The organism is Pedosphaera parvula Ellin514, from assembly GCF_000172555.1.
In the GTDB taxonomy this organism is placed as follows: domain Bacteria; phylum Verrucomicrobiota; class Verrucomicrobiia; order Limisphaerales; family Pedosphaeraceae; genus Pedosphaera.
This window is the reverse complement of sequence record NZ_ABOX02000012.1, coordinates 39,568-61,694: the sequence shown is the minus strand read 5'-3', so window position 1 is coordinate 61,694 and position 22,127 is coordinate 39,568. Positions and strand designations below refer to the sequence as shown.

Here is a 22,127-nt window from a genome sequence, read left to right as displayed (position 1 = left end):
GGGTCCTTGTAACTAATGCCAACATTTTTTTAAACCTGGCGAGCAGTCATGAGTGATCTGATTATCTTTCTTAAAACTCCGAAACCCGGTTTTGTAAAAACCAGACTTGCATCGACCTTGGGCCCGGAGGCAGCCTGTGCAGCCTATTGCCAGCTTGTTGAAACGGTGATTGATCACGTTTCAGAATTAAACCAGGTTGTCCTATGTTTTACCCCGGATAACGCTGCAGACCAAATCATGCCATGGCTACGAAGTGGCTGGGCTCTTGTGCCTCAAGGCGCCGGTGATCTTGGGAAAAGGCTAAACAGAGCATTCGAAGCGGCTTTTAATTCAGGGAAGAAAAGAGTTGTGATCATTGGTTCTGACTGCCCTGATTTGAGTGCTCAGGACATTAGAGATGCGTGGACGGCACTTGAAACCCATGAACTCGTGATTGGCCCGGCAAATGATGGAGGATATTGGTTGATAGGGTTAAGCCAAACGCAACCGGAGCTTTTTGAAGACATGGCATGGAGTACTAATCAGGTTTTTTTGGAAACAATGAAACGGGCCAGGAAAATCAACTTGCGGGTGAAGGTTTTACGAGAGCTTGCCGACATTGATACTGAGATTGATTGGAGTCGATTTCTTGCCAACCGGAAGCATTCGTAAATCACCCCCATTTGAGACCACGATTTACGGAGCTAGCCGGTCAATAGTCCACTGCCCATCAGCTTGTCTGAGATAGCGGAACCGGTCGTGAAGACGATTGGGGCGGCCTTGCCAGAATTCAATGCGGGAAGGATTCAGGCAATAACCACCCCAAAAAGGCGGCAACGGAACTTCTTCACCGGCATGTTGAGAACTCAGGGAAGTCAGCTTTTCCTCAAGCGCAGCACGATTTTCAATGACCTCGCTCTGAGCTGAAACCCAGGCGGCTAGGCGGCTGCCTTTAGGGCGGCTGTTGAAATATAGAGCAGATTCTTCGCGTGAAACTCGGGTGACTGTTCCAGCAATGTTTACCTGCCTTTCCATTTCTGGCCAATAAAGCACCAGGGAGGCATTTGGATTTTCCGTTAGTTCGCGGCCTTTGCGACTTTCGTAGTTGGTGAAGAAAGTGAAGCCACGTTCATCGACGCCCTTTAGAAGGACAATCCTTGCGGACGGAAAGCCTTCCTTGTTTGCAGTTGCCAGCGTCATGGCATTTGGTTCGGTAAGCTTGCCTGCCAGCGCCTGCTGAAACCATTTCTGAAACTGCTTTATGGCATCCTGATCCAAGTCAGCACGACGTAGCCCAGCCAATGTGTATTCGCGACGAAGATCCGCGATGAGTAAATTGTCAGTCACAATAAATTAATTGTCCACAAGTGAAATCAAGGCCAGCCTCATTCTCCCTCGGGCACGTCATTGGCGGGATATTGCCGTTCCATCGCCGCGACTTCCGGAGGGAAGTGCAAAGTGCCGCGACGATAATCCTCGACCCGCCATTTAAGGAACATGGAGGAGGTTTTTGTTGAGCCTTTGTTCCGCGCTGGCCAATAGGCATCAAATTCCTCGTCGAGTTGGCGCAGTTCGGCGATGCCCCTCTTTGCCAGAATGGAAGCCTGGCCCGTTTTGCCGACTGCCAAGGCCTGCTGCCAGAGCATGTATTTACAGGACTGCGCAGCCATGCGTGCGGCAAAATCCAGCTCGGTGGCTAAAACGTCGGCAGCCCTCGTTTTGGGCGCAGACCGGTGCAGGACGCTGCGTTGCGCCTCAACTTCCTCCAGGGCCGCTTGAATATGTTTAGCGGAAATCCGAGCGTAATATTTCAAGCCATCACGGCAGAAGAGTTCACGATCTTCCGGACGCGGGGCCGCAATTACTGCGCCGAATGGCGTGATATTAGGTGCTGTGTATTTGAACTTGCGATGGGCAAAACCCAATGCATTGGCCGCCTGGCCAACCCTTCCAGTTTGATCTTCAAACACATCCCGGTTTACGACCGGAACCAGATGCGCTTCATTGAAAGTCTGTGCGCACCAACTTACAGCAGCGCCCAGGATAAAGGGCAGGTAGCTTACTGCCAGAGGTTGTGGGTGACCGCCATCCCCCCAATCAGTGTTGAGATAACCAATGGCGCCGTGTTTATTCCCAACTTCCGCCGCCAACTGCAAATTGGCATAGGCGTTATCGTGTCTGCCTAAAAGTGTCATCCAGGTGGAGGTGCCGGGACAAACGTAGAAAGGCACTTTGGATTTGGCAAAAACTCCTGCTTCGCGATCGAATGGATGATTCGCCTCGTAGCCCCAATTCAGTGCGACCAGATCCTTTGGTAATTCACGGACAAGTTCTGGATGATGAAGAATGATGTCTCCCCAAAACATCATTTGCTTTTTGCGCGAGCTGGTCTCGGTATAAATCTTTTTTAAAAAATCGACGTAAACACGACCTTTGCCTCGCTTTTCACAGAGACTTTTACTCTGACCCCGGCCCAAGTCCCACGTTTCATCGCAACCTACATTGATTCGATTACTGGTAAAATGTGGCAGCAACTCATCGTACAATTCGCGGAGGAAAGGAATTGTTCCCGGATGCTCTGGAGCCAGGGTTGAGGGATAGCGCAAAAATGAACCACCATGATCCGGCCAAGGCTTGTCGGTTTCCGCCAACTTGTGCAGCGGGGGGTAGTTCAGCCAGTATCGTAGGTGCCCGAATGAGTTCTGATTTGGAACCAGTTCGACACCCAGCTGCCGACAGAAAGCGTCCAGCTTAAGAATCTCCTCGCCGGTAATTGCACCCCATCCCCGCCAAACCGGTTCATAATTGCGGTAGGCAAAAGTATGTTCGGTGTAGAGTTGAAACTCGTTTATCTTAAAGTCTGCGAGATGGCTGACCAACTCCATTAATGTTTCCAGGCGAGGCACCTTGCCACGCGAGATGTCGAGCATCACTCCACGTTTGGCAAAATCAGGATAATCCCGAATAATAAGATGCGGAAGGCGGCGACCGAATTCGCGCATCAATTGCCGCATGGTGGCTACCGAAGCGCGCAAACCTTCTTCATCAAAATATTGAATGAGGATGCCTTTTCCATCAATGCGCAGAGTATAGCCGCCCAAACGCTTTGGTGCATTGCCGCCTTGCGCAGCACGTATCGCTAGAAGCGGATGTTTGGGTGGACCGCTTACCAACTCGAGCTCGCTGCCAATTTGATGTGCTGCCGCTTTCAGGCGCTCAGCAACCGGAAGAATTACCGTGTCTCTCGGCAAGGAGGCATCCAGGTGCAAAACGGCTCTCGCAGGCAGAACATATGTACCTGCGTGGCGATCAACCAGTCGAGGGCAGGGGAGTAATTTCAAAGTGTATGCTGTATTTGTTTGTGTGCGCTCCAAAGGCAGTTGGGGCGCATTGAATTTAGCTCTGGGCGGCAATCATCCCCGATTTGCGGGCAAAATTAAATAATCCGCCAGCATCGACCACAGGACGGACATCGCCGAGAGCTTTGAAGGAATATACTTTGCCAGTTTCCTTCACTTTCACGGTTGCAGCATCCAAATCCACCGTAACCACATCCCCAGTCTTAAGGATGTCGCAGAGACGATCTTTACACTCGCAAGGATACAACTCCCCGGTAGCCACACAATTGCGGAAGAAAATGCGGGCAAAACTCTCCGCAAGAACAAGTTCGCAGGCAGCCGAGCCCATGGCAATAGGAGCATGCTCGCGAGAACTGCCGCAGCCGAAATTTCGCCCCGCCACCACAATAGGATATTCGCTATCGAGCTGGCCTTCCTTAACGTAGCGAGTTGAATAAAGTGACTCAGGCAAACCGCAAAGAGCGTAGGAGCCAAGCTTCACGTACTCTTCCTCAATGGTCGGCACCAAATTCAAATATTGTGCAGGAATGATTTGGTCCGTGTCGATATTGTCACGCACCACATAAACAGGTCCGGTAAAAACAGATTGCATGAGGCACAATTTGGAGGCAGATGCGTCAGTTTTCAATCAGATAAATGCATTCCAGCTGGGAATGTTGCACCTGTATGCGAATTCCCATTTCTTAACCAAATAGAAAAGACGCAGGTGCGAAGCGCAAGGATATGCAAGAGAATGCTTAGCAGCATTGTTGAAATGGATCTCTTGGGCGCAGCAATGACGTAAAAGCTAAGCAAAGCACCCCATTATTTGCTTGATTTCACCGAGCTTTTTGGGAGATGCCCAGCCCCGTAATTTACCGCTTCCCCGGTGGATTTTGTTCGATAGTAGCTTTCTAATCGATTCCGTTTGCTTTCGGCCCGGCGGGCAATCATCCCTCTTGCCCTCTCCGGCTTGGTTTATATAATCCCGCGATGCTGGATATTAAATTGATTCGTGAGCGACCGGATTTCGTGCGTCAGCGGTTGGCCACGCGGAACGCAGGGGATGAAGCCCGGATTGACGAGGTATTGAAATTCGATGAGCAACGTCGCAAGTTGCTCGCGGAAGTCGAAGGATTGAAGGCGCAACGCAATCGTGTTTCCAAAGAAATCGGCGCGTTAATGGGGCAAAAAAAACTCGACGAGGCCGAGGCAAAGAAAAAAGAGACTCGCGATTTGGGAGATCGCATTGCCGAGCTGGATAAACAAGCTGCGGCTGCCGAGACAGCGCGCGATGAAATTTTATTACGCCTTCCAAATCTCCCACACGAATCAGTAGCCATTGGAAAAACTGCGGAGGAAAATCCGGAAATCCGAACCTGGGGGGAAAAGCTGTCGTACGAATTTAAACCCAAGTCACATATCGAATTGTGTGAAAGGCTGAAGCTGGTGGATTTTGCGCGCGGGACAAAACTCTCCGGCAGTGGATTTCTCCTTTATACAAACTGGGGTGCCAGACTGGAGCGTGCGTTGATTCAGTTTCTGCTGGATCTGCACACGACTCAACATGGCTATACTGAGGTTTCACCGCCGTATATTGTGAATCGGGATTGCATGGTTGGTGTCGGACAATTCCCGAAATTTGTCGATCAGGCATATGCCGTACGTGAAGGTGAAGACAATAGTACTTTAGGTTCACTCTACCTCGTGCCAACTGCCGAGGCTCCGGTGGCGAATATTCATCGGGGAGAAATTTTGGCCGAAAAGGAACTGCCCATTTTTTATTGCGCATACAGTCCATGTTTCAGGGCTGAGGCCGGGGCAGCCGGCTTGGGCACACGTGGAATGATTCGTGTCCATCAGTTTGATAAGGTGGAGTTGATCAAGCTGGTCAGACCGGAAGTCGGCTACGAAGAATTGGAAAAGATGGTTGGCAACGCTGAAAAAGTGTTGCAGCTGTTAGACCTCCATTATCGAGTCATCAATCTGTGCACGGGTGATATGGGCTTTGCGAGTGCCAAGACCTATGACATTGAAGTTTGGGCACCGGGGCAGGGACAATATTTGGAAGTTTCAAGCTGCTCGAATTGTGAAGACTTCCAGGCTCGCCGCATGAATCTGCGCTTCAAAACAGAAACGAGCGAAAACCGCTTTCCACATATTCTGAACGGTAGCGGCACGGCCCTGGCGCGTTTGTTTGTTGCTTTGGTGGAAACACACCAGCAACCAGACGGAAGCATCTCGATTCCAGCACCATTACAACCTTACTTAAGGGCTGATTCAATCAAGCCTTAACGCACCCCAGGGACAAAAGGGAAGATATGGTGAAAGTTTGTTTGGCGGGCATCTGCGGGTAAGTTAATTGCATGAAGATTCTGCTGGCGAGCAGTGAGATCCATCCGTATTCGAAAACGGGTGGGCTCGCTGATATGGTCGGGGCATTGGCTAAGACTCTCGCTCATTCCGGGAATCGAGTGGGGGTTGTAACTCCGTTGTATCGGGGCATTCTGGAAAAATACCCGGATGTCAAAAAGGCGGACTGGTACATGGATCTACTCGTAGGCAGTCGCCGAATACAGGGAGAACTTTGGATCGCTGAGCCTGCACCCAACCTGACCATTTACTTTGTCCATCAGCCCGAATTCTTTCAGCGTGCGGGGTTGTATCAGGAGCACGGCATCGATTATCCGGACAACGCCGAGCGCTTTATCTTCTTCGCCAAAGCCGTCACACACATGGCACGCTACCTTCCCTGGCAACCCGAAATAGTGCATGCAAATGATTGGCAAACTGGATTGGTCCCACTGCTCATTCAACATCTAAAATTATCTGAAGGGTGGGGGAATGTGCCCCGCACCTGCTTTACCATTCACAATCTTGCCTACCAGGGAATTTTCCCTGCTGCAGATTACAGCTTGACCAACCTGCCCTACGATTTTTTTAATCCGAACGGCGTGGAATTCTACAACAGTATGAATTGCCTGAAGGCCGGGATCGCATATACAGATGTCATCACCACCGTCAGTCCACGCTATGCGCGCGAGATTACAACTCCCGAGTTCGGATGTGGTCTGGATGGATTATTGCGTAAACGGCAGAATTCGCTTTTTGGCGTCCTGAACGGTGTTGACTACGAGGAATGGAAAACTGTAGGAAATTCCTACCTCAGGCACGCTTACTCAATCCAGCAGTTGGGTGGCAAGCTTCAGAACAAACTTGAATTACAACGCGAGGTTGGACTACCCGTGGAACCGTCCATCCCATTGTTCGGCAGCATTACACGTCTGGCTGACCAGAAAGGATTGGACATACAGTTGGGTGCATTGGAGGAAATGTTGAGCACCAGGATGCAGTTCGTACTCCTTGGCAGCGGCGCACCGAGATATGAAAAGGCTTACCTCGACCTGGCCCGACGCTATCCCACCAAGGTAGCTGCAAAAATCGGCTTCGATCAGGGATTGTCCCACCGAATTGAGGCAGGTTCTGATTTTTACCTGATGCCATCCAGATTCGAGCCTTGTGGCCTGAACCAGATGTATAGCCTGCGATACGGGACGCCTCCAATCGTGCGTGTCACTGGAGGCTTGGATGATAGCGTGATCGACGTCTCAGAAGATTCGGAAAATGCCGATGGAATAAAGTTCATGGAATATTCAGCCCGTGTGCTTGCCAAAGCCATGAGAAAGGCACTGGTGCTTTACCTTGAACCTGAATTGCTCGAGCATTATCGTGAGAATGCAATGAAAGCCGATTTTTCGTGGCAACGCGCGGTTCAGCAATATCAGCGCATTTACAAGGTTAGCCAAAACCAGTAACTGCACATCCAACCGATTCTGAAGATGATTGTATTAAATATAACAAACATTGTGCGCGTATATTATCAGCTAGGAGGAGAATCAATCAATCGCGCCTTAGACTCCTTGATTATCGAACGTTATTGAAACCGAATCTTGGGCTGACTGGCCAATACACAAAAAGATATTTCCCAATCACATTCGTACGTGTGAAGTCGCCCCAAGTACGGGAATCTGAACTGTTCATGGTATTATCGCCCATGACCATATAATGGTTTGAGGGAACTTGATAGACGGAAGATTCGTCTGGAAATAGAGGTGCCAATGGATAGGTGTATCCATATTCGTTGGCAACAAACTGATTCACATGACCCGAATAGCGGCTTTCCTGCGGCGGTTGCTTGGGATCGAATGAATAAACGTTCTCAAAATGCGGTGTGTGCTCATCCAGGCGTTTACCGTCAATCACCAGGTGACGATCATTACCAATTCGAACTTTTTCGTCACCCAAGACCACCAGGCGCTTTATGTAAAATTCCCCTTGTTGCCGGATGTCCATTCGCTCGATTCCCTTGGTCTCAAAAACGATGATTTCGCCTCGTGTGGGATGGCGAAAATTGTAGCTCACACGATCCACAAATAAATGGTCACCAGCCAGAACCTTCAGCGAAGAATTGGCTCGCCGGCCTTCATGTGAGGTGGATCGATGATCTCACCGCTGACTTCATTCACTCGGTAGCCAGCGCGCTTGAATAATTCATCTTCCGGAAACCAAATCGTGTGAGTCTTGTTATTAAACTCGTAATCCTGTTTGAGATTAAACAATAGAAACTTAACCGGCTTCTTGAAACCCTGGAGTTCACCGTCTTCAGGTGCAACCTCATCGTAATAAGAAACTCCGTGTACCCAGTAATCAGCGAGCCGGGTAAAACGATTCGGAACCTTTAAATCAGGAATGTTTCGCGCTGCTGGCGTGTAAGGCGAGGGTGTCACACCGAATAGCGTGGGCTGCATTGAACCAGTCGGAATCTTAAATGGTTGCAGGAAAAATGTTCGAATCCCGACTGCCACGGCGAGGGCCACTAAAAGCACTTCCACATTCTCCCGGATTCCGGCGTTCGGATATGGCTTCAAAAACTTATTTGCCGCAGCCTCCAAACCGGTCATCTGCTGCTTTAAATTGTCCTCGTCTGCCTTGAGCGCCACGGCATTTTGAAGATTCTGAATTGCAGTTCCCATGCCTGAGACAGCCGGCTCTGGAAGGATATCCCGCTGTGCGTTAAATATTTTACGCACTTGCTTTAGCATTTCCTTTGCCTGCCGTACAGACTTGGAGACAAACAAGTTTGGAATCATAATTGTGGGCAACCCTGGATGGCCTAGGCTTTTAGCACCTCGATAAATGCCTCTTGAGGAATATTTACAGTACCGAAAGATTTCATCCGCTTCTTACCTTCCTTCTGTTTTTCGAGCAATTTCCGCTTACGGGAAATATCGCCGCCATAGCATTTTGCAGTCACATCTTTACGCATGGCGCTAACAGTTTCGCGGGCGATTATCTTGCCACCAATCGCGCCCTGGATGGCGACCTGATATTGCTGGGTGGGGATGACTTCCTTAAGCTTTGCAGCCAGCGCACGTCCCCTGCTCTCCGCCTTGTCCCGATGCACGATACAGGAAAAAGCATCCACTGATTCGCCATTCACAAGCATATCCAACTTCACCATGTTTGATTGCGAATAAGTGGCATGCTCATAATCCATGGAGCCGAATCCGCGGGTGATACTCTTGATACGATCATGGAAGTCGATGAGAATTTCATTCAAAGGAAGCAGTGAAGTCAGCATCACGCGCCGTGAATCAAGAGTTTCCGTGTGATCCAGGTTGCCACGCTTTTCGGACACCAGAGCCATCATATCGCCAATATATTCGTTGGGACAGATGATAAAGGCTTTGACCATTGGCTCCTCAATCTTCTCAATGTAATTAGCCTCAGGGAGGAACGCAGGATTATCAATTTCCTTAACTGTGCCATCGGTCATTGTGACCCGATACACGACGCTGGGATAAGTCGCGATGATATCCATGTTGTACTCGCGACGGAGGCGTTCCTGAACAATTTCAAGATGGAGCAATCCCAGAAAGCCGCAGCGAAAACCAAACCCTAGAGCGACTGAGCTTTCAGCTTGAAATGCGAAGGCTGAATCATTGAGCTGCAGTTTGGCGAGGTTCGCTTTCAGATGCTCATAATCCGCGGTATTGATCGGATATATGCCGCTGAATACCATGGGATGGATTTCTTTGAACCCGGGCAATGCAGGTGAAGGATTTCGTGAATCAGTCAGCGTGTCACCCATCTTGACGTCTTTCGGACTTTTGATGTTCGCAGTGAAGTAACCAGTTTCGCCAACCAGAAGCTTTTCCCGAATGTACGGTTTCGGATTAAAGCTGCCGACTTCCTTCACTTCAACATTCTTGCCCGAGTGAAGCAACTTGACCGTCATACCGGCCTTAAGCTCGCCATTAAATACCCGAACATGCGTGACGACACCTTTATAGGTGTCAAAGAATGAATCGAAACCAAGTGCTTGCAACGAAGGAGCATTAGTAGGCTTGGGAGCTGGAATCCGCTCGACAATGGCCTCGAGGATTTCTTCAATACCGATACCTTCCTTGGCGCTGGCCAGAATGGCGGAATCCCCGGGTATCGCTAAAATGTCTTCCAATTGCACCTTGGCTTGGGCCACGTTGGCATGAGGCAAATCGATTTTATTGATGACCGGGATGATGGTGAGATTCTGCTTCATCGCCAAATGGACATTGGCCACGGTCTGAGCTTCAACACCTTGAGCAGCATCAATAATTAAAAGCGCTCCTTCACAGGCACTCAGGCTGCGGGAGACTTCATAAGAAAAGTCAACATGGCCTGGGGTGTCGATGAGATTTAACTCATAGGTTTCTCCATTCTTGGCGGCATAGGTCATTGTAACCGGATGCGCCTTGATGGTGATGCCGCGCTCGCGTTCCAAGTCCATGGAGTCAAGCAACTGTGCCTCCATGTCCCGCGTGGCAATCGTCCCAGTCCGATGCAATAGTCTGTCTGACAACGTGGTTTTCCCATGGTCGATATGGGCAATAATACTGAAATTTCTAATATGTGCAGCGTCCATCAGTTTAAATTCTTAAATCAAACAATAAACCAATTCCGGGTGCTTGCCCAGAGATTCCGCGAAAAGATAACGACCTTAGGGGATTAGGAAAGGGGAATTTTCGCTCTAAAACCGCCCCGATCCTAATTGGCGTAATGCGTCCGGCAATCTTTTCCAGGATTTCTATTCCTACTTTCCGACTTAAAACCTCTGCCTCAAATTCCTAAACGTGGTTTCAAACCTTCCTGGTGATTTCCACACCTGCGCGCAGAAGCTTCTGGGCATCCGCATCCGTCCTTGCTTCTGCGTAGATGCGTAAAATCGGTTCCGTGCCCGAACCGCGCAACATCAACCAGGAACCATCCTGGGCCACGAACTTGACGCCATCGTAGGCTTTTACGTCTACCACCGGCGACTTAAGCAGTTTCGAAGGAGGATTTTTGGCGCAATAGTCCATCAGTGATGCGCGCTTTTCCAAAGGAAAGTGTGCGTCGATTCGCCCGTAGCGGTGCGGACCAAACTGTTTCTCCAGGTTTGCGATCAATTTGGTGATGGATGTTTTTTCCGTAGCCAGGAGCTCCAGCAACATCAACCCGGCAAGAATGCCATCGCGCTCGGGTATATGACCGGGAAAACCGATGCCGCCACTCTCCTCAGCCCCAAGAAGCACATCACCTTTAAGCATCTCGGAACAGATGTACTTGAACCCGACACCAGTCTCCACCAGAGGCAGATTGTATGCAGCGCACATTTTGTCGACCATGGACGTGGTGGTTAAAGCTTTAACCACGCGCCCCCTGCCTTTCCTGTTTACAACAAAGTGGTGCAACAACAGGCAAATCAACTGATGGGTCGAAAGATAATTACCCCTCCCATCCATGCCGCCAACGCGATCCGCGTCGCCATCTGTTACCAGGCAAATGTCGTGCGGATGCTTCTTCAAATACGCAGCGCTCCTTACATAATTCCTGGCGATTGGTTCAGGGTTGATTCCACCAAACAGTGGATCATGGTTGGCATTAAGCGTGGTAACCCGGCACGTAGTTCCGGCCAGCAATTCGTCGAAGCATCCTGCTCCCACTCCAAACAGAGCTTCATGGGCAAACCGCAGCTTTGATTTGGATATTAATTTGAAGTTTACCAACTTCTTAATCGCCTTGTAATGCGCGGCGCGAATATTGTTGATGACTGCCCTGCCCTGCTTTACAGCGCTGTCCAAATCCAGTGCCTGGACCGGATTGCGATCGATAAAGGTCTCCACGTCCGAGCAGGTCGTTGGATCAGCAGGGCCACCATAGAAGGCTTTCAATTTATACCCATTGAATGCCGGTGGATTATGGCTGGCCGTGATCATCACACCACCAATCGCCTTCTGGTCCTTGACCGCGAATGAAACTGCCGGCGTGGGTGTCGGTTCAGAGGTTAACACCACCTGATAACCGTTGCCGGCAAAAATCTCAGCCACGCGTCGACCAAATTGATCGGACAAAAAACGGCGGTCATATCCAACTATGACCTTCTGCTCAGTGCCTGCAACGGCATTGGCCTTCCAATAATCCGCTGTCGCCTGGGTGACGCGGTCAAGGTTTGCAAAAGTAAAATCTTCAGCGATTACTGCGCGCCATCCATCCGTGCCAAATTTTATCCTGCCCATATTTGAGAAATTCAGTTCTAAGTCTCATGTCCAGCGGACACTACTTGATCATTAAAATCCAAATCGTTGGTTCGTGCATTCTGAGTTACGATTCTACGCATTTTGGTAACCGCGACTTTGAGGCTTCGTTCACCAAAAACTCCTGTCCCGCTAATGAAGGCATCCGCTCCGACGCGCGCACATTCCGCAGCTGTTTTGAAATTAATGCCGCCATCCACACCAATGTGGTAGTTCAGCTTTAAATCGCGGCGCCATGCATAAGCCTGTTGAATTTTAGGCAAAGTTTCCGCAATGAAAGACTGTCCACCGAAACCGGGGTTCACAGTCATTACCAAGAGGGAATCAATTTGTTCCAAATAAGGCTGCACCATGCCGATGGCTGTGGGTGGATTAACTGCCAAACCAACTTTTTTTTCCTACGCGCTCGGACTTTTCCAAAAGCAAAGGCGTGACTTGTTCCCCGAGTTCAACGTGAACATTTATTTGATCCGCCCCGGCCTTTGCAAACGGTTCCAATAGAATTTCCGGCTTGGAGCACATGAGGTGCACATCAAAAAACAGCTTGCTGAAAGGCCGGACCGTACGCACCACCTGAGGACCGAAAGAAATGTTCGGGACGAAATGGCCATCCATGATGTCCAGATGGAGCCAATCTGCTCCGCTCTTATCGACACGGACGGTTTCACTCCCGAATCGGGCAAAGTCCGCGGCTAAAAGCGAAGGTGCAATAATCATTGGCGACAAGCTAATAAAATCCATGGCTTGCAGTCAATCACTGGCAATCCAGCAACCATCCCGCCAAGCATTTCCATTGCACTACATTTCTTCATTTTTAACCCGGCAAAACAAAAGTGCGGACATTTGTCCGCACTCGCGTTTTGAATATGTTTTCGTTTAAGCGGCTGCTGGTGCAGGCGAACCTAATCCCGGCAGGTGCGGAGGCACCGGCTTGGGAGGAACTTCCGGCAACGGAGTCGCAGCTTGCGCACCTGATGGCGGTTCAACCTTTGGTGTTGGAGGTGGCGCAGTAAACTTGCCAGTACGCACGATTTCCTCTACCTGACCGCCTTCAAGCGTCTCGAATTCCAAAAGCGCATTCGCAATCAATTCGAGCTTGTCCCGATTGGTTTCGATCAGCTCTTTTGCCACTTTGAAACCATGATCAATTATGCGACGAACTTCGGTGTCGATTTCTTGAGCCGTCTGTTCGCTGTAATCTTTGCTGCGGCTCATTTCGCGACCAAGGAATACATATTCGCTCGAATCACCATATTGAACCATGCCCAATGTATCGCTCATACCCCACTGAGTGACCATCGCCCGGGCCATTTGAGTGGCTTGTTGAATGTCGCCCATTGCCCCGGAGGAAATATCCTCGGAGACAATTTCTTCAGCGATACGACCAGCCATTGTTACTGCAATGATATCGGACAATTCTTTGCGACGACGATTCAGAATGTCATCCTTAGGCAAAAACATGGTGGAACCCAACGCCTGTCCGCGCGGAATGATGGTGACCTTGTGCAGCGGATGAGTGTGCTTAAGCATCACATTCACCAACGCATGGCCTGCCTCATGCCAGGCGGTAAACTTCTTATCCTCGTCGGTCATCGCCATGCTGCGGCGTTCACGTCCCCAGCGGACCTTGTCACGAGCCTCTTCCAGCTCCAACATTCCTACAGCCTTCCGGCCAGTCCGTGCAGCCAATAACGCGGCTTCATTCAAAAGATTGGCCAACTCTGCGCCTGAATAACCAGGAGTTCCGCGCGCGATGACGCCGAGGTCTACGCCTGGATCCAATTTAACATTCTTGGCATGCACCTTCAGAATTGCCTCACGTCCGCGCACATCCGGCAAATTCACCGTGATCTGCCGATCAAACCGTCCTGGACGCAGGAGTGCAGGGTCCAACACATCAGGACGATTCGTCGCAGCGATGATGATGATACCCTCTTGCGTATCGAAACCATCCATCTCCACGAGCAACGCATTGAGTGTCTGCTCACGCTCATCGTTCCCACCGCCAAGCCCATGACCACGACTGCGGCCCACGGCATCGATTTCGTCAATAAAGATCAGGCACGGCGTGTTTTTGCGAGCTTGTTCGAACATGTCGCGCACGCGGCTCGCGCCAACGCCCACAAACATTTCAACGAAGTCCGAACCGCTAATGCTAAAGAATGCCGCGTCTGCTTCGCCAGCAATTGCCTTGGCGAGGAGCGTTTTGCCAGTTCCAGGAGAGCCAACCATCAATACGCCTTTTGGGATGCGCCCACCGAGCTTCTGAAATTTCTTGGGATCTTTCAGAAATTCCACGAGTTCCGAAACTTCTTCCTTCGCCTCTTCGATACCGGCCACATCCTTGAAGGTGGTCTTGTTTTTTTCCTTGGCCAACATGCGGGCCTTGCTCTTGCCAAAGCTCAAAGCTCCCTTGCCGGCCATTTTGATCTGCCGGATAAAGAAAAACCAAATCAAACTCGCGATGAGCAGGATTGGCAGCACGCTCCAAAGGAAACCCAACAATACGGTATTGGCTTCCTGTGGCTCAAATTTCTCGCTCTTGTTTAGCACTTCACTTTCCTGCTCCGGCGTGATTAAAACTCGCGCACGAAAAGGCAACACACTATTCGTGTCAACCTTTCCTTCTTTGTCCAGAGGATGATAAGTGCCCGTTATTTCTTTTAGTTCTGAAGATTGCGGGCTGTGTTTGATGGTGGCTTTTGCAATCATATTGGATTGCACCAGTCCACTGAACTTGTGTTGGCTAATGAAATCTCCCTGAGTCTCCATTTTGTCCTTCAGCAGGACAACGAGCAGCACGCTGCAAATAATGGCGATCCAGATGATCCAATTCCGGGATGGCATTTTAAAATCGCCATTCTTCTTCTGGCGATCGTCTTCGTTTGTTCTGTTATCGTCTGACATTTGCTTACTTATATTGGTGTTGGTGCCAAGCTAGCATGAGAGGCCCAGGCTGGCAACTGCGGGAACTATAACCTGTCCCAGCTCCATTTCAACCGGCACTCAGTGCCTTTGTCGAGCTTGAAACGTTCCCCGAGCCGCAAACCTTCTACCCAGAAGATTTCCCCGTCAAGTGTTGTTGCAAGAATCAACTTTCGTCTTTTTTCCTTCAGAACCTTCTGATTAGTGAAAAAGTCTTGTAATTTTACCGCACCTCTCATGCCAATCGGCCAAAACCGGTCCCCTGCCCGCCAATGCCTCAAAATCACCTGTTTACCTACTTTTTCCAAGTCCAAAAACTCTCTTCCTGCCTCCGCTTGAGGCACTTCGAACTTTTTGCCCATGCTCTCGAACGCCCAATATACCCTTACTCCATCCCAAATGATCTCATTCTCTCGACTTAAATTGATCTCTATTTGCCCCGAATTGAATCCCATCCTTTCAATCTGTCTGGTTTTGACCACTCCCGCCTCATCCCTTGTAACCACCATGTCCTTCGACACGGTCACGGGACGACTCGCCCTTAATCTTAGCTTCTCCACCAGTTCAAAATCCCCTGCCACACCCAATTCGAGTAGCTGCCTATATATAACTCTCCGCTGCACCGCGACCGCCAGGTTACCAAACAGTCCGTCCTTCTTCCTTAACCAATTACCAGCCACCTCATCGATAAAATCTCCCTCCGCGCCCAAAATCTCCATCTGACGCATGATCACTTTGCCAAGTGCCGGTTGATACCCATTCAACAGTGGCACTAATTCATGCCGCACCCGATTTCTCAAAATCTCCTGACTTTCATTCGTCGCATCTTTGCGAAACTTCACACCCTCCTGTTGCGCGAATCCCTCCAATTCCGACTTCCTCACCTCCAACAACGGCCTCACCAAACCCAATCCCTTATCCACCGGCGATGCCACCTTCCAATCCATTCCTGCCAAACCCTCACTACTCGCCCCTCTCAGCAACCGGAGCAGAAACAACTCCACTTGGTCATCGGCATGATGCGCCAGCGCCACCACCTTTATTCCCAATTTCCGCGCTGACCTGGCCAAAAACTCATGCCGCAACCGCCGCGCTGCCATCTCCAACGACAACCCGGCTTTGCGACCGAACTTTCTCACCTCCGCCCGCTCCACCACACATTGGCAACCCAACCGCTCCGCCGTCCTCCGCACCAGCCGTTCATCCGCATCACTGCTCCTCCCGCGCAGAGAATGATTCAAATGCGCCACCGCCAGCGTCCAGTCATGCTTCGAAGCCAGTTCAGACAACACTTCCAACAAAACCATCGAGTCCAACCCGCCCGACACCCCAACCAAAATCCTCTCCCCGCGACCAAATAATTGCCTGGCCTCGATCACCTGCTCCACCCGTTCCATTAAATCTGGACTCATCGACTTCATTTAAAACTCTCTCGCTTCTCGCTTCAATACCCGACTCCCATTTCTTGTCTCATAAAAAAACTTTGTGCTGCCATTAACTGCCGGTAGCTGCCGTTGCCTTACTAATCCTTCATCAATTCTTTGCGACATGGACTTGATCGGCTCTGCACCCCGGCGAGGCGAAACCGGCAAGTTTTGGCAACGCAGTCCATCAGTTATCACGGCGCATAATCAATCTTCCTGTTTGATTGCCTCTCGAACATCCTCGATCTCAAATCAATCTTACCCGCTTTCAAACCTTAAAAATCGACATCAAAAACCAGTTGCCCTTGCTGCCGTCCCACCCATCAAGCGTCAATTGTAATCAGGAATATCGGAGGTCGTCTGGGGCATTAAATCCAGTCTTCCGCTTGATCAATTTCGGAGTTGCAAATTAGGCCGTGAAGAGCATTCTCAGATCGTGAGTTAATTGGACTGGGGCTCATAACACCCGCTGTTTGGTGACACTACCTAACAAGCGTCAAAAAAAGTAGCGCTCTTTGGTAATTTGGTCTCTGGAGGTTTTCAAGTATGCAAGAAAGGTTATCTTTATTCAGGTTAAATGGGTAAACCAGATGAGTCCAAATAGACTCATTCACAAGTTATTTATTATCAAGAGGCTACCATCTCTGGCGCTAATCACCGGCGATTATTTCCTCTCAAAAGAAAACTTGTGATCGCCTGAAGAATGCGAGGGTTCGAGTAAGGATGTAGGCCAAACATGCTCTCAAAGAATGCTCAAATGAGTCTCAGTGAAGAGCGCTATCAGTCGCTGGGCATCGCGACCGGGCAGATCGTCTGGGTCATGGATGCTTTGGGCAACATGACTGATGACCAATCCAATACCACCTGGCGGACATTCACCGGACAGACCAGGGAAGAGGCCAGAGGTTTTGGCTGGATGAATGCTTTGCACCCCGATGACCGTGAGCGCGTCGCAAGGATTTACGCGCAAGCCATCAAGACGCGCTCCGTCTATGATGCGGAATACCGTTTACGACGGCACGACGGCAAATATCGCTCCGTCTGCGCGCGAGGTGTCCCGGTATTAACCGAGGATGGCAAAATCAGCGAATGGGTTGGCAGTTGCCTGGACATCACCGAACGCAAGCGGGTGGAGGAAGAGCTACATTACAAGACAGCCTTTCTTGAAGCCCAGGTGCACCATTCCATCGACGGGATTCTGGTCGTCAACAGCCAGGGGAAAAAAATTCTCCAAAATCAGCGAATAAGCGATATGTGGGAAATTCCCCAGTCGATTGCCGATGATCCCGATGACAAGGTCCAGATCCGGTTCGTTATGAACCAGGTCAGGTATCCGGAACAGTTCGTCGAAAAGGTCAATTACCTTTATTCCCACCCGAACGAAGTGAGCCGAGATGAAATCGAGCTGAAAAACGGCAAGGTGTTCGATCGATATTCCTCCCCCGTTATTGACAGAAACGGAAAACACTACGGTCGAATCTGGACCTTCCGCGACGTCACCGAGCGCCGGCGGGCGGAGGAAGCGTTACGCGAGAGCAGACAGGAACTCAACGAGGCACAGCGCCTTGCCCGAGTGGGTAGTTGGGTGTGGGAGCCGGAGACCGATGTTGTAACCTGGTCGGAAGAGCTGTACCGAATGGTTGGTCGCGATCCAGCCTCGCCCGCCCCCAGTTTCCGGGAACAATCCCGCCAATTCACCGCTGAAAGCTGGAAGCGACTGACTGCAGTGGCGGAAAGGGCCTTGCAAAGCGGCGCGGCTTATGAACTCGAGTTGGAGATGATCCGCAGCGATAACCAGCGGATATGGGTCATCGCTCGTGGCGAGGCGCAACGCGATGTCAATGGCACGATCGTGAGACTGCGAGGCACAGTTCAGGACATCACCGAACGCAAGCGGGTGGACGAGGCATTGCGAAAAGCCCACGGTGAGATGGAGCAACGAGTGGAGGAACGAACTCACGAACTTAAAATCGCCAATGAACAACTAAAGCAGACCAACCGCCTCTTCCACATCCTCAGCGAATGCAACCAGCATGTGGTTCGCGCCGTCAGCGAAGCTGATCTCATGTTTGGCATCTGCCGCATTATCGTCGATATAGGAGGTTACCCCTCTGTTTGGATTGGTTTTGCTGAAGATGATCACGGCAAGACGGTGCGTCCGGTTGCTCAACGTGGCTTCGAGGATGGATATTTAAACACCCTCAGGGTTACGTGGGCTGACACTGAAATGGGATGGGGTCCCGCCGCGACTGCAATACGTTCGGGCCAGCCCCATATTGTTGAAGATATCCAAACATCCGTTAGATTCGCGCCTTGGAGAGCAGACGCGATGCGGCGCGGTTATGCCTCTGCCATCGGACTGCCTCTGGCTGGCAATGGCCGGGTATTTGGCGCTTTAGTTATTTATGCCATGACGCCGGATGCGTTCCATGCCCGGGAAGTGGGCGTTTTGATGGAGCTCGCCAGTGATCTGGCATATGGCATTATGGCCATGCGCGGACGGGAGGAACGCCGGCAAGCCGAAGAACAGGTGCGTCGCCTGGCAGAGCTCCAAAGCGCCATTCTCAATAACACGACCTACACCGTAATCTCAACCAACGCGCAGGGAATTATTACCAGCATCAACCCCGCCGGGGAACGGGCACTGGGTTATTCCGCTGAAGAGTGTGTCGGTAAAGTAACGCCCACCGTTTTCCACCATCCGGATGAAATGGCTGAACGCGCCAGAATTTTTTCAGCAGAACTTGGTATTCCAATAGAGCCCGGGTTTGAGGTTTTTGTTGCCCGTGCGCGGCGCAACTTGCCCAATGAATACGAATGGTTGTACCGTCGCAAGGACGGCTCCTCCTTTCCCGTCCTGCTTTCCGTGACCGCTCTGCGCGATTCGCAAGGGAGTATTATGGGCTTCCTCGGCCTTGCCAACGACATCACCGAACGCAAACGGGCTGAAGAAGCATTGCGGGAGAGCAGACAGGAACTGAGTGAGGCACAACGGATCGCCAAGGTCGGCAATTGGACGTGGGATCCGGAGACTGATCGTGTCACCTGGTCGGAAGAGTTATATCGCATCTCTGGCCTGGATCCGGCGATGCCCACTCCCAGTTACAGGGAACTACAACGCCATTACACTCCTCAAGGCTGGGAACGGCTCAATGCGGCGGTGGAACAAGCCCTGCAAAGAGGAACACCGTACGAACTAGATCTGGAGTTTATCCGTGATAACGGCGAAAGAGGATGGATAATTGCTCGTGGAGAAGCGCAGCGGGACGCCACTGGTCGAATCGTAAAATTGCGCGGCACCGCTCAAGACATCACCGATCGCAAACGGGGCGAGGAAGCCCTGAGCGAGAGCAGGCACGAACTGACTGAAGCCCAACGTATTGCCAAGGTGGGCAACTGGTCGTGGGATCCGGAGCTTGACGTTGTAACCTGGTCAGAAGAGTTGTGCAGAATCAATGGGCGCGATCCGGCGTCCTCCCCGCCAAAATTCAGTGAATTGCAAACGGTATATACTGCAGAGAGCCTGCAGCGCCTCCGGCCGTTTGTCGAACGAGCCTTGCAAACAGGAATGCCTTATGAACTTGAGCTGGAGATGATTCGCGCCGACGGCGGGCGGGCCTGGGTTACGACCCGCGGCGAAGCGCAACGCGCTCCCGATGGCCGGATTGTGAAGCTGCGCGGCACCGTCCAGGACAACACTGAACGCAAGCAGGCCGAGGAGGCGCTTTACCGTTCCGAGCAAAAGTTCGAGACTATTTTCCGGGGAAGTCCGGTGGCGCTCTGCGTAAGCGAGCTTGAAACCGGCCGCCTCATTGAAATCAACGAGGCTCTGCTGCGGCTCATGCATGGCACTTCCTTCGATCAAATGGTGGGTCATACCTCCTTGGAAATCGGGAATGATCTCTCTGGAGGAGCGGCAAAAAATGCTGGATGCCTTGGCTCGCACCGGCCCATGTGGATCGCCTCGAGATGGTTGGCCATCGTCTGGATGGTGAACCCCTGCCTGCCGAGGTGTCGTTGTCGCAGTATGAAATCAATGGGAAGCACTACTTGCTGGTAAACATTGTGGACATTACGGCGCGCAAGCATGCCGAAGCGGAAATCAATCGACTTAATGTGGACTTGGAAAAACGTGTGACGGAACGCACCGCGGAACTGGCCGCGGCCAATCGGGAATTGGAGACCTTCAGCTATTCTGCCTCCCACGACCTGCGGTCGCCACTCCGCACCATCGACGGATTCAGCAAGCTCTTAAAGGAGGAATATGCGGCCAGGCTCGATTCCGAAGCCTGCGATTACCTCAATTATATCTGCACAGCCGCGGAGCGAATGGACCTGCTCATCCGGGGGTTGCTCAATCTCTCGCACATCACTCGCTCGCGGATTCAACGCCGGCCTGTCGACCTAAGTGCCATGGCGAACACCATCGCCAGGGAATTGCAGGAGTCCGAGCCGCAACGGGTGGCCCGGTTTGTGATTGCCCCCGGCCTCAGCGCAGAAGGAGATCCGGACCTTCTACGCTCGGTTTTGCAAAATTTGCTCGGCAACGCCTGGAAATATACCAGTAAACATCGGCAGGCGAGGATTGAATTTGGCACCGACAATTTCGATGGCGAGACCGTATTTTATGTGCGCGATGATGGTGCCGGGTTTGACCCTCAGAATGTGGGCAGGCTCTTTAGCGCATTCCAACGCCTGCACGGAACTGAGGAATTTCCCGGCACTGGTATCGGTCTCACTACCGTGCAACGAATCATCCAACGTCACGGTGGGCGCATTTGGGCTGATGGAGCGGTGGAAAAAGGCGCAACGTTCTACTTCACCATTCCCTCGCGAGGGCAGTAACGGTCCTCGCACACGCTTTGGTTATTCGACCGGGCCACTTGTTCATGAAAATGAAATTCTTACAAATTACTTGTGGATGGTCTCGTCTGCCCGGTTGACTGGTGTGCTTGATGGCTGTTTGAATTGAATCCTAACGCTACGTAGCCGACGGTCCAGACAGCTAGATAAATAAGCACTACCAGGACCGAGCGCCAAAATTTTAGCCGTAGAAGGGTCATGGCCAGCAGCGTGCAGGCGAGAAAGTAAGCGACGACGTACCAATTGCCAATAACCGGGGCGAGAAACACCTTTGTCACAAAGTTGCACACTCCCATAAGAATTATCGTACACACAGCGCGAGAAAGTGATACTTGGTAACCGATAGGTGCCATCTGGTGGGCAACAAACCACATAACTCCGCCTGCAATAATAAATGGAATGAATAAAAACATGACCTTTTTTGGCAGGCAGGACTTATGCCGGATTTGTGGCCAGTGCCCATTGAAGCTGCTTAGTCCGCATGGGTTCAAAATTCGTGTTCATTCTCGTTGATTAGTGGTTAACTCCCTTAGCTGAATGAATCCGACCACGGAACCTTTCGAACTGCCCATCCTGGTTCAGGATGCAGATATCGACCAACTTGGTCATGTCAACAACGTCGTCTACGTCCGCTGGATACAAGACGTCGCCATTGCTCACTGGCAATCCGCCGCCTCTCCTGCTGAACAAGCCAATCTCCTGTGGGTCGTCGTGCGCCATGAAATTGATTACAAACGCCCCGCCTTTCTCCAGGACCGCATCATCGCCCGCACCTGGGTCGGCGCCGCCTCACACTATCGCTTCGATCGTCACACTGAAATCCTCCGCGCTGCCGACCGACGTTGTCTCGTTAGCGCCCGCACCGTCTGGTGCCCCATCGACGCCCAAACCGGCAAACCCGCCGATGTCACCCCCGAAATCCGCGCCCGCTTTTCCACACCGGAACCGCCCGCAATACTGTGAATTCTGGGTGCCGACAAAAC

The 22,127-nt window shown here is 51.3% G+C and carries 17 protein-coding genes; 6 read left to right on the top strand and 11 right to left on the bottom strand.

Annotation, left to right across the window (positions count from 1 at the left end; genetic code table 11):
- Window positions 1-48 precede the first annotated feature (48 nt).
- On the top strand, window positions 49-651 hold the full coding sequence (locus CFLAV_RS11600) for a TIGR04282 family arsenosugar biosynthesis glycosyltransferase (protein WP_007414912.1): 603 nt from the start codon (window positions 49-51) through the stop codon (window positions 649-651).
- 24 nt (window positions 652-675) lie between these two features.
- On the opposite strand, the gene pdxH is transcribed toward CFLAV_RS11600, so the two are convergent.
- From pdxH to CFLAV_RS11585, 3 genes are read right to left on the bottom strand one after another with little or no spacing between them, the layout of a single operon-like run.
- On the bottom strand, window positions 676-1,326 hold the full coding sequence (pdxH, locus tag CFLAV_RS11595; protein WP_007414911.1) for a pyridoxamine 5'-phosphate oxidase: 651 nt from the start codon (window positions 1,324-1,326) through the stop codon (window positions 676-678).
- Window positions 1,327-1,364: 38 nt separating this feature from the next.
- Window positions 1,365-3,320, bottom strand: a complete 1,956-nt coding sequence (locus CFLAV_RS11590) for a beta-N-acetylhexosaminidase (RefSeq protein WP_160164561.1) — start codon at window positions 3,318-3,320, stop codon at window positions 1,365-1,367.
- A gap of 55 nt (window positions 3,321-3,375) precedes the next feature.
- Window positions 3,376-3,930, bottom strand: a complete 555-nt coding sequence (locus CFLAV_RS11585) for a LeuD/DmdB family oxidoreductase small subunit (RefSeq protein ID WP_007414909.1) — start codon at window positions 3,928-3,930, stop codon at window positions 3,376-3,378.
- Window positions 3,931-4,310: 380 nt separating this feature from the next.
- Here CFLAV_RS11585 and serS point away from each other — a divergent pair, with 380 nt between their 5' ends.
- The gene (gene serS / locus CFLAV_RS11580; protein ID WP_007414908.1) at window positions 4,311-5,612 is read left to right on the top strand and encodes a serine--tRNA ligase; all 1,302 of its coding nucleotides are present in this window, start codon (window positions 4,311-4,313) and stop codon (window positions 5,610-5,612) included.
- A 71-nt stretch (window positions 5,613-5,683) separates the two neighbouring features.
- Complete coding sequence (gene glgA / locus CFLAV_RS11575; RefSeq protein WP_007414907.1) at window positions 5,684-7,132, top strand: glycogen synthase GlgA; 1,449 nt, start codon at window positions 5,684-5,686, stop codon at window positions 7,130-7,132.
- Window positions 7,133-7,241: 109 nt separating this feature from the next.
- Here glgA and lepB read toward each other — a convergent pair whose 3' ends face one another.
- The 8 genes from lepB to tilS all read right to left on the bottom strand — a co-directional run bounded on the left by lepB (window position 7,242) and on the right by tilS (window position 16,269).
- A complete protein-coding gene (gene lepB, locus CFLAV_RS11570) occupies window positions 7,242-7,769 on the bottom strand; it encodes a signal peptidase I (RefSeq protein WP_272941474.1) in 528 nt (175 codons plus the stop codon).
- A 5-nt stretch (window positions 7,770-7,774) separates the two neighbouring features.
- Complete coding sequence (locus tag CFLAV_RS37845) at window positions 7,775-8,467, bottom strand: S26 family signal peptidase (RefSeq protein ID WP_007414905.1); 693 nt, start codon at window positions 8,465-8,467, stop codon at window positions 7,775-7,777.
- Between the two features lie 23 nt (window positions 8,468-8,490).
- Window positions 8,491-10,281, bottom strand: a complete 1,791-nt coding sequence (lepA, locus tag CFLAV_RS11560) for a translation elongation factor 4 (RefSeq protein ID WP_007414904.1) — start codon at window positions 10,279-10,281, stop codon at window positions 8,491-8,493.
- 214 nt (window positions 10,282-10,495) lie between these two features.
- Complete coding sequence (locus tag CFLAV_RS11555; RefSeq protein ID WP_007414903.1) at window positions 10,496-11,914, bottom strand: phosphoglucomutase/phosphomannomutase family protein; 1,419 nt, start codon at window positions 11,912-11,914, stop codon at window positions 10,496-10,498.
- Between the two features lie 17 nt (window positions 11,915-11,931).
- A complete protein-coding gene (locus tag CFLAV_RS36915; protein ID WP_040548179.1) occupies window positions 11,932-12,315 on the bottom strand; it encodes a ribulose-phosphate 3-epimerase in 384 nt (127 codons plus the stop codon).
- On the bottom strand, window positions 12,305-12,673 hold the full coding sequence (locus tag CFLAV_RS36910; RefSeq protein ID WP_007414901.1) for a ribulose-phosphate 3-epimerase: 369 nt from the start codon (window positions 12,671-12,673) through the stop codon (window positions 12,305-12,307). Before CFLAV_RS36910 ends, CFLAV_RS36915 begins: the two co-directional genes overlap by 11 nt.
- Window positions 12,674-12,808: 135 nt before the next feature.
- Window positions 12,809-14,839 (bottom strand): ATP-dependent zinc metalloprotease FtsH, encoded by a 2,031-nt coding sequence (gene ftsH / locus CFLAV_RS11540; protein WP_007414900.1) that lies wholly within the window; start codon window positions 14,837-14,839, stop codon window positions 12,809-12,811.
- Between the two features lie 65 nt (window positions 14,840-14,904).
- Window positions 14,905-16,269 (bottom strand): tRNA lysidine(34) synthetase TilS, encoded by a 1,365-nt coding sequence (gene tilS, locus CFLAV_RS11535; RefSeq protein WP_160164559.1) that lies wholly within the window; start codon window positions 16,267-16,269, stop codon window positions 14,905-14,907.
- Between the two features lie 769 nt (window positions 16,270-17,038).
- Between tilS and CFLAV_RS36490 the strand changes: the two genes are divergently transcribed.
- The 3 genes from CFLAV_RS36490 (at window position 17,039) to CFLAV_RS11510 (ending at window position 22,107) form a co-directional block, all read left to right on the top strand.
- Window positions 17,039-20,341: a PAS domain S-box protein gene (locus CFLAV_RS36490; RefSeq protein ID WP_040548171.1), complete on the top strand. Its 3,303-nt coding sequence runs from the start codon at window positions 17,039-17,041 to the stop codon at window positions 20,339-20,341.
- On the top strand, window positions 20,251-21,126 hold the full coding sequence (locus tag CFLAV_RS11520; RefSeq protein ID WP_237712393.1) for a sensor histidine kinase: 876 nt from the start codon (window positions 20,251-20,253) through the stop codon (window positions 21,124-21,126). The genes CFLAV_RS36490 and CFLAV_RS11520 overlap by 91 nt, the downstream gene beginning before the upstream one ends.
- A 555-nt stretch (window positions 21,127-21,681) precedes the next feature.
- On the top strand, window positions 21,682-22,107 hold the full coding sequence (locus CFLAV_RS11510) for an acyl-CoA thioesterase (protein ID WP_007414895.1): 426 nt from the start codon (window positions 21,682-21,684) through the stop codon (window positions 22,105-22,107).
- Window positions 22,108-22,127: the final 20 nt, after the last annotated feature.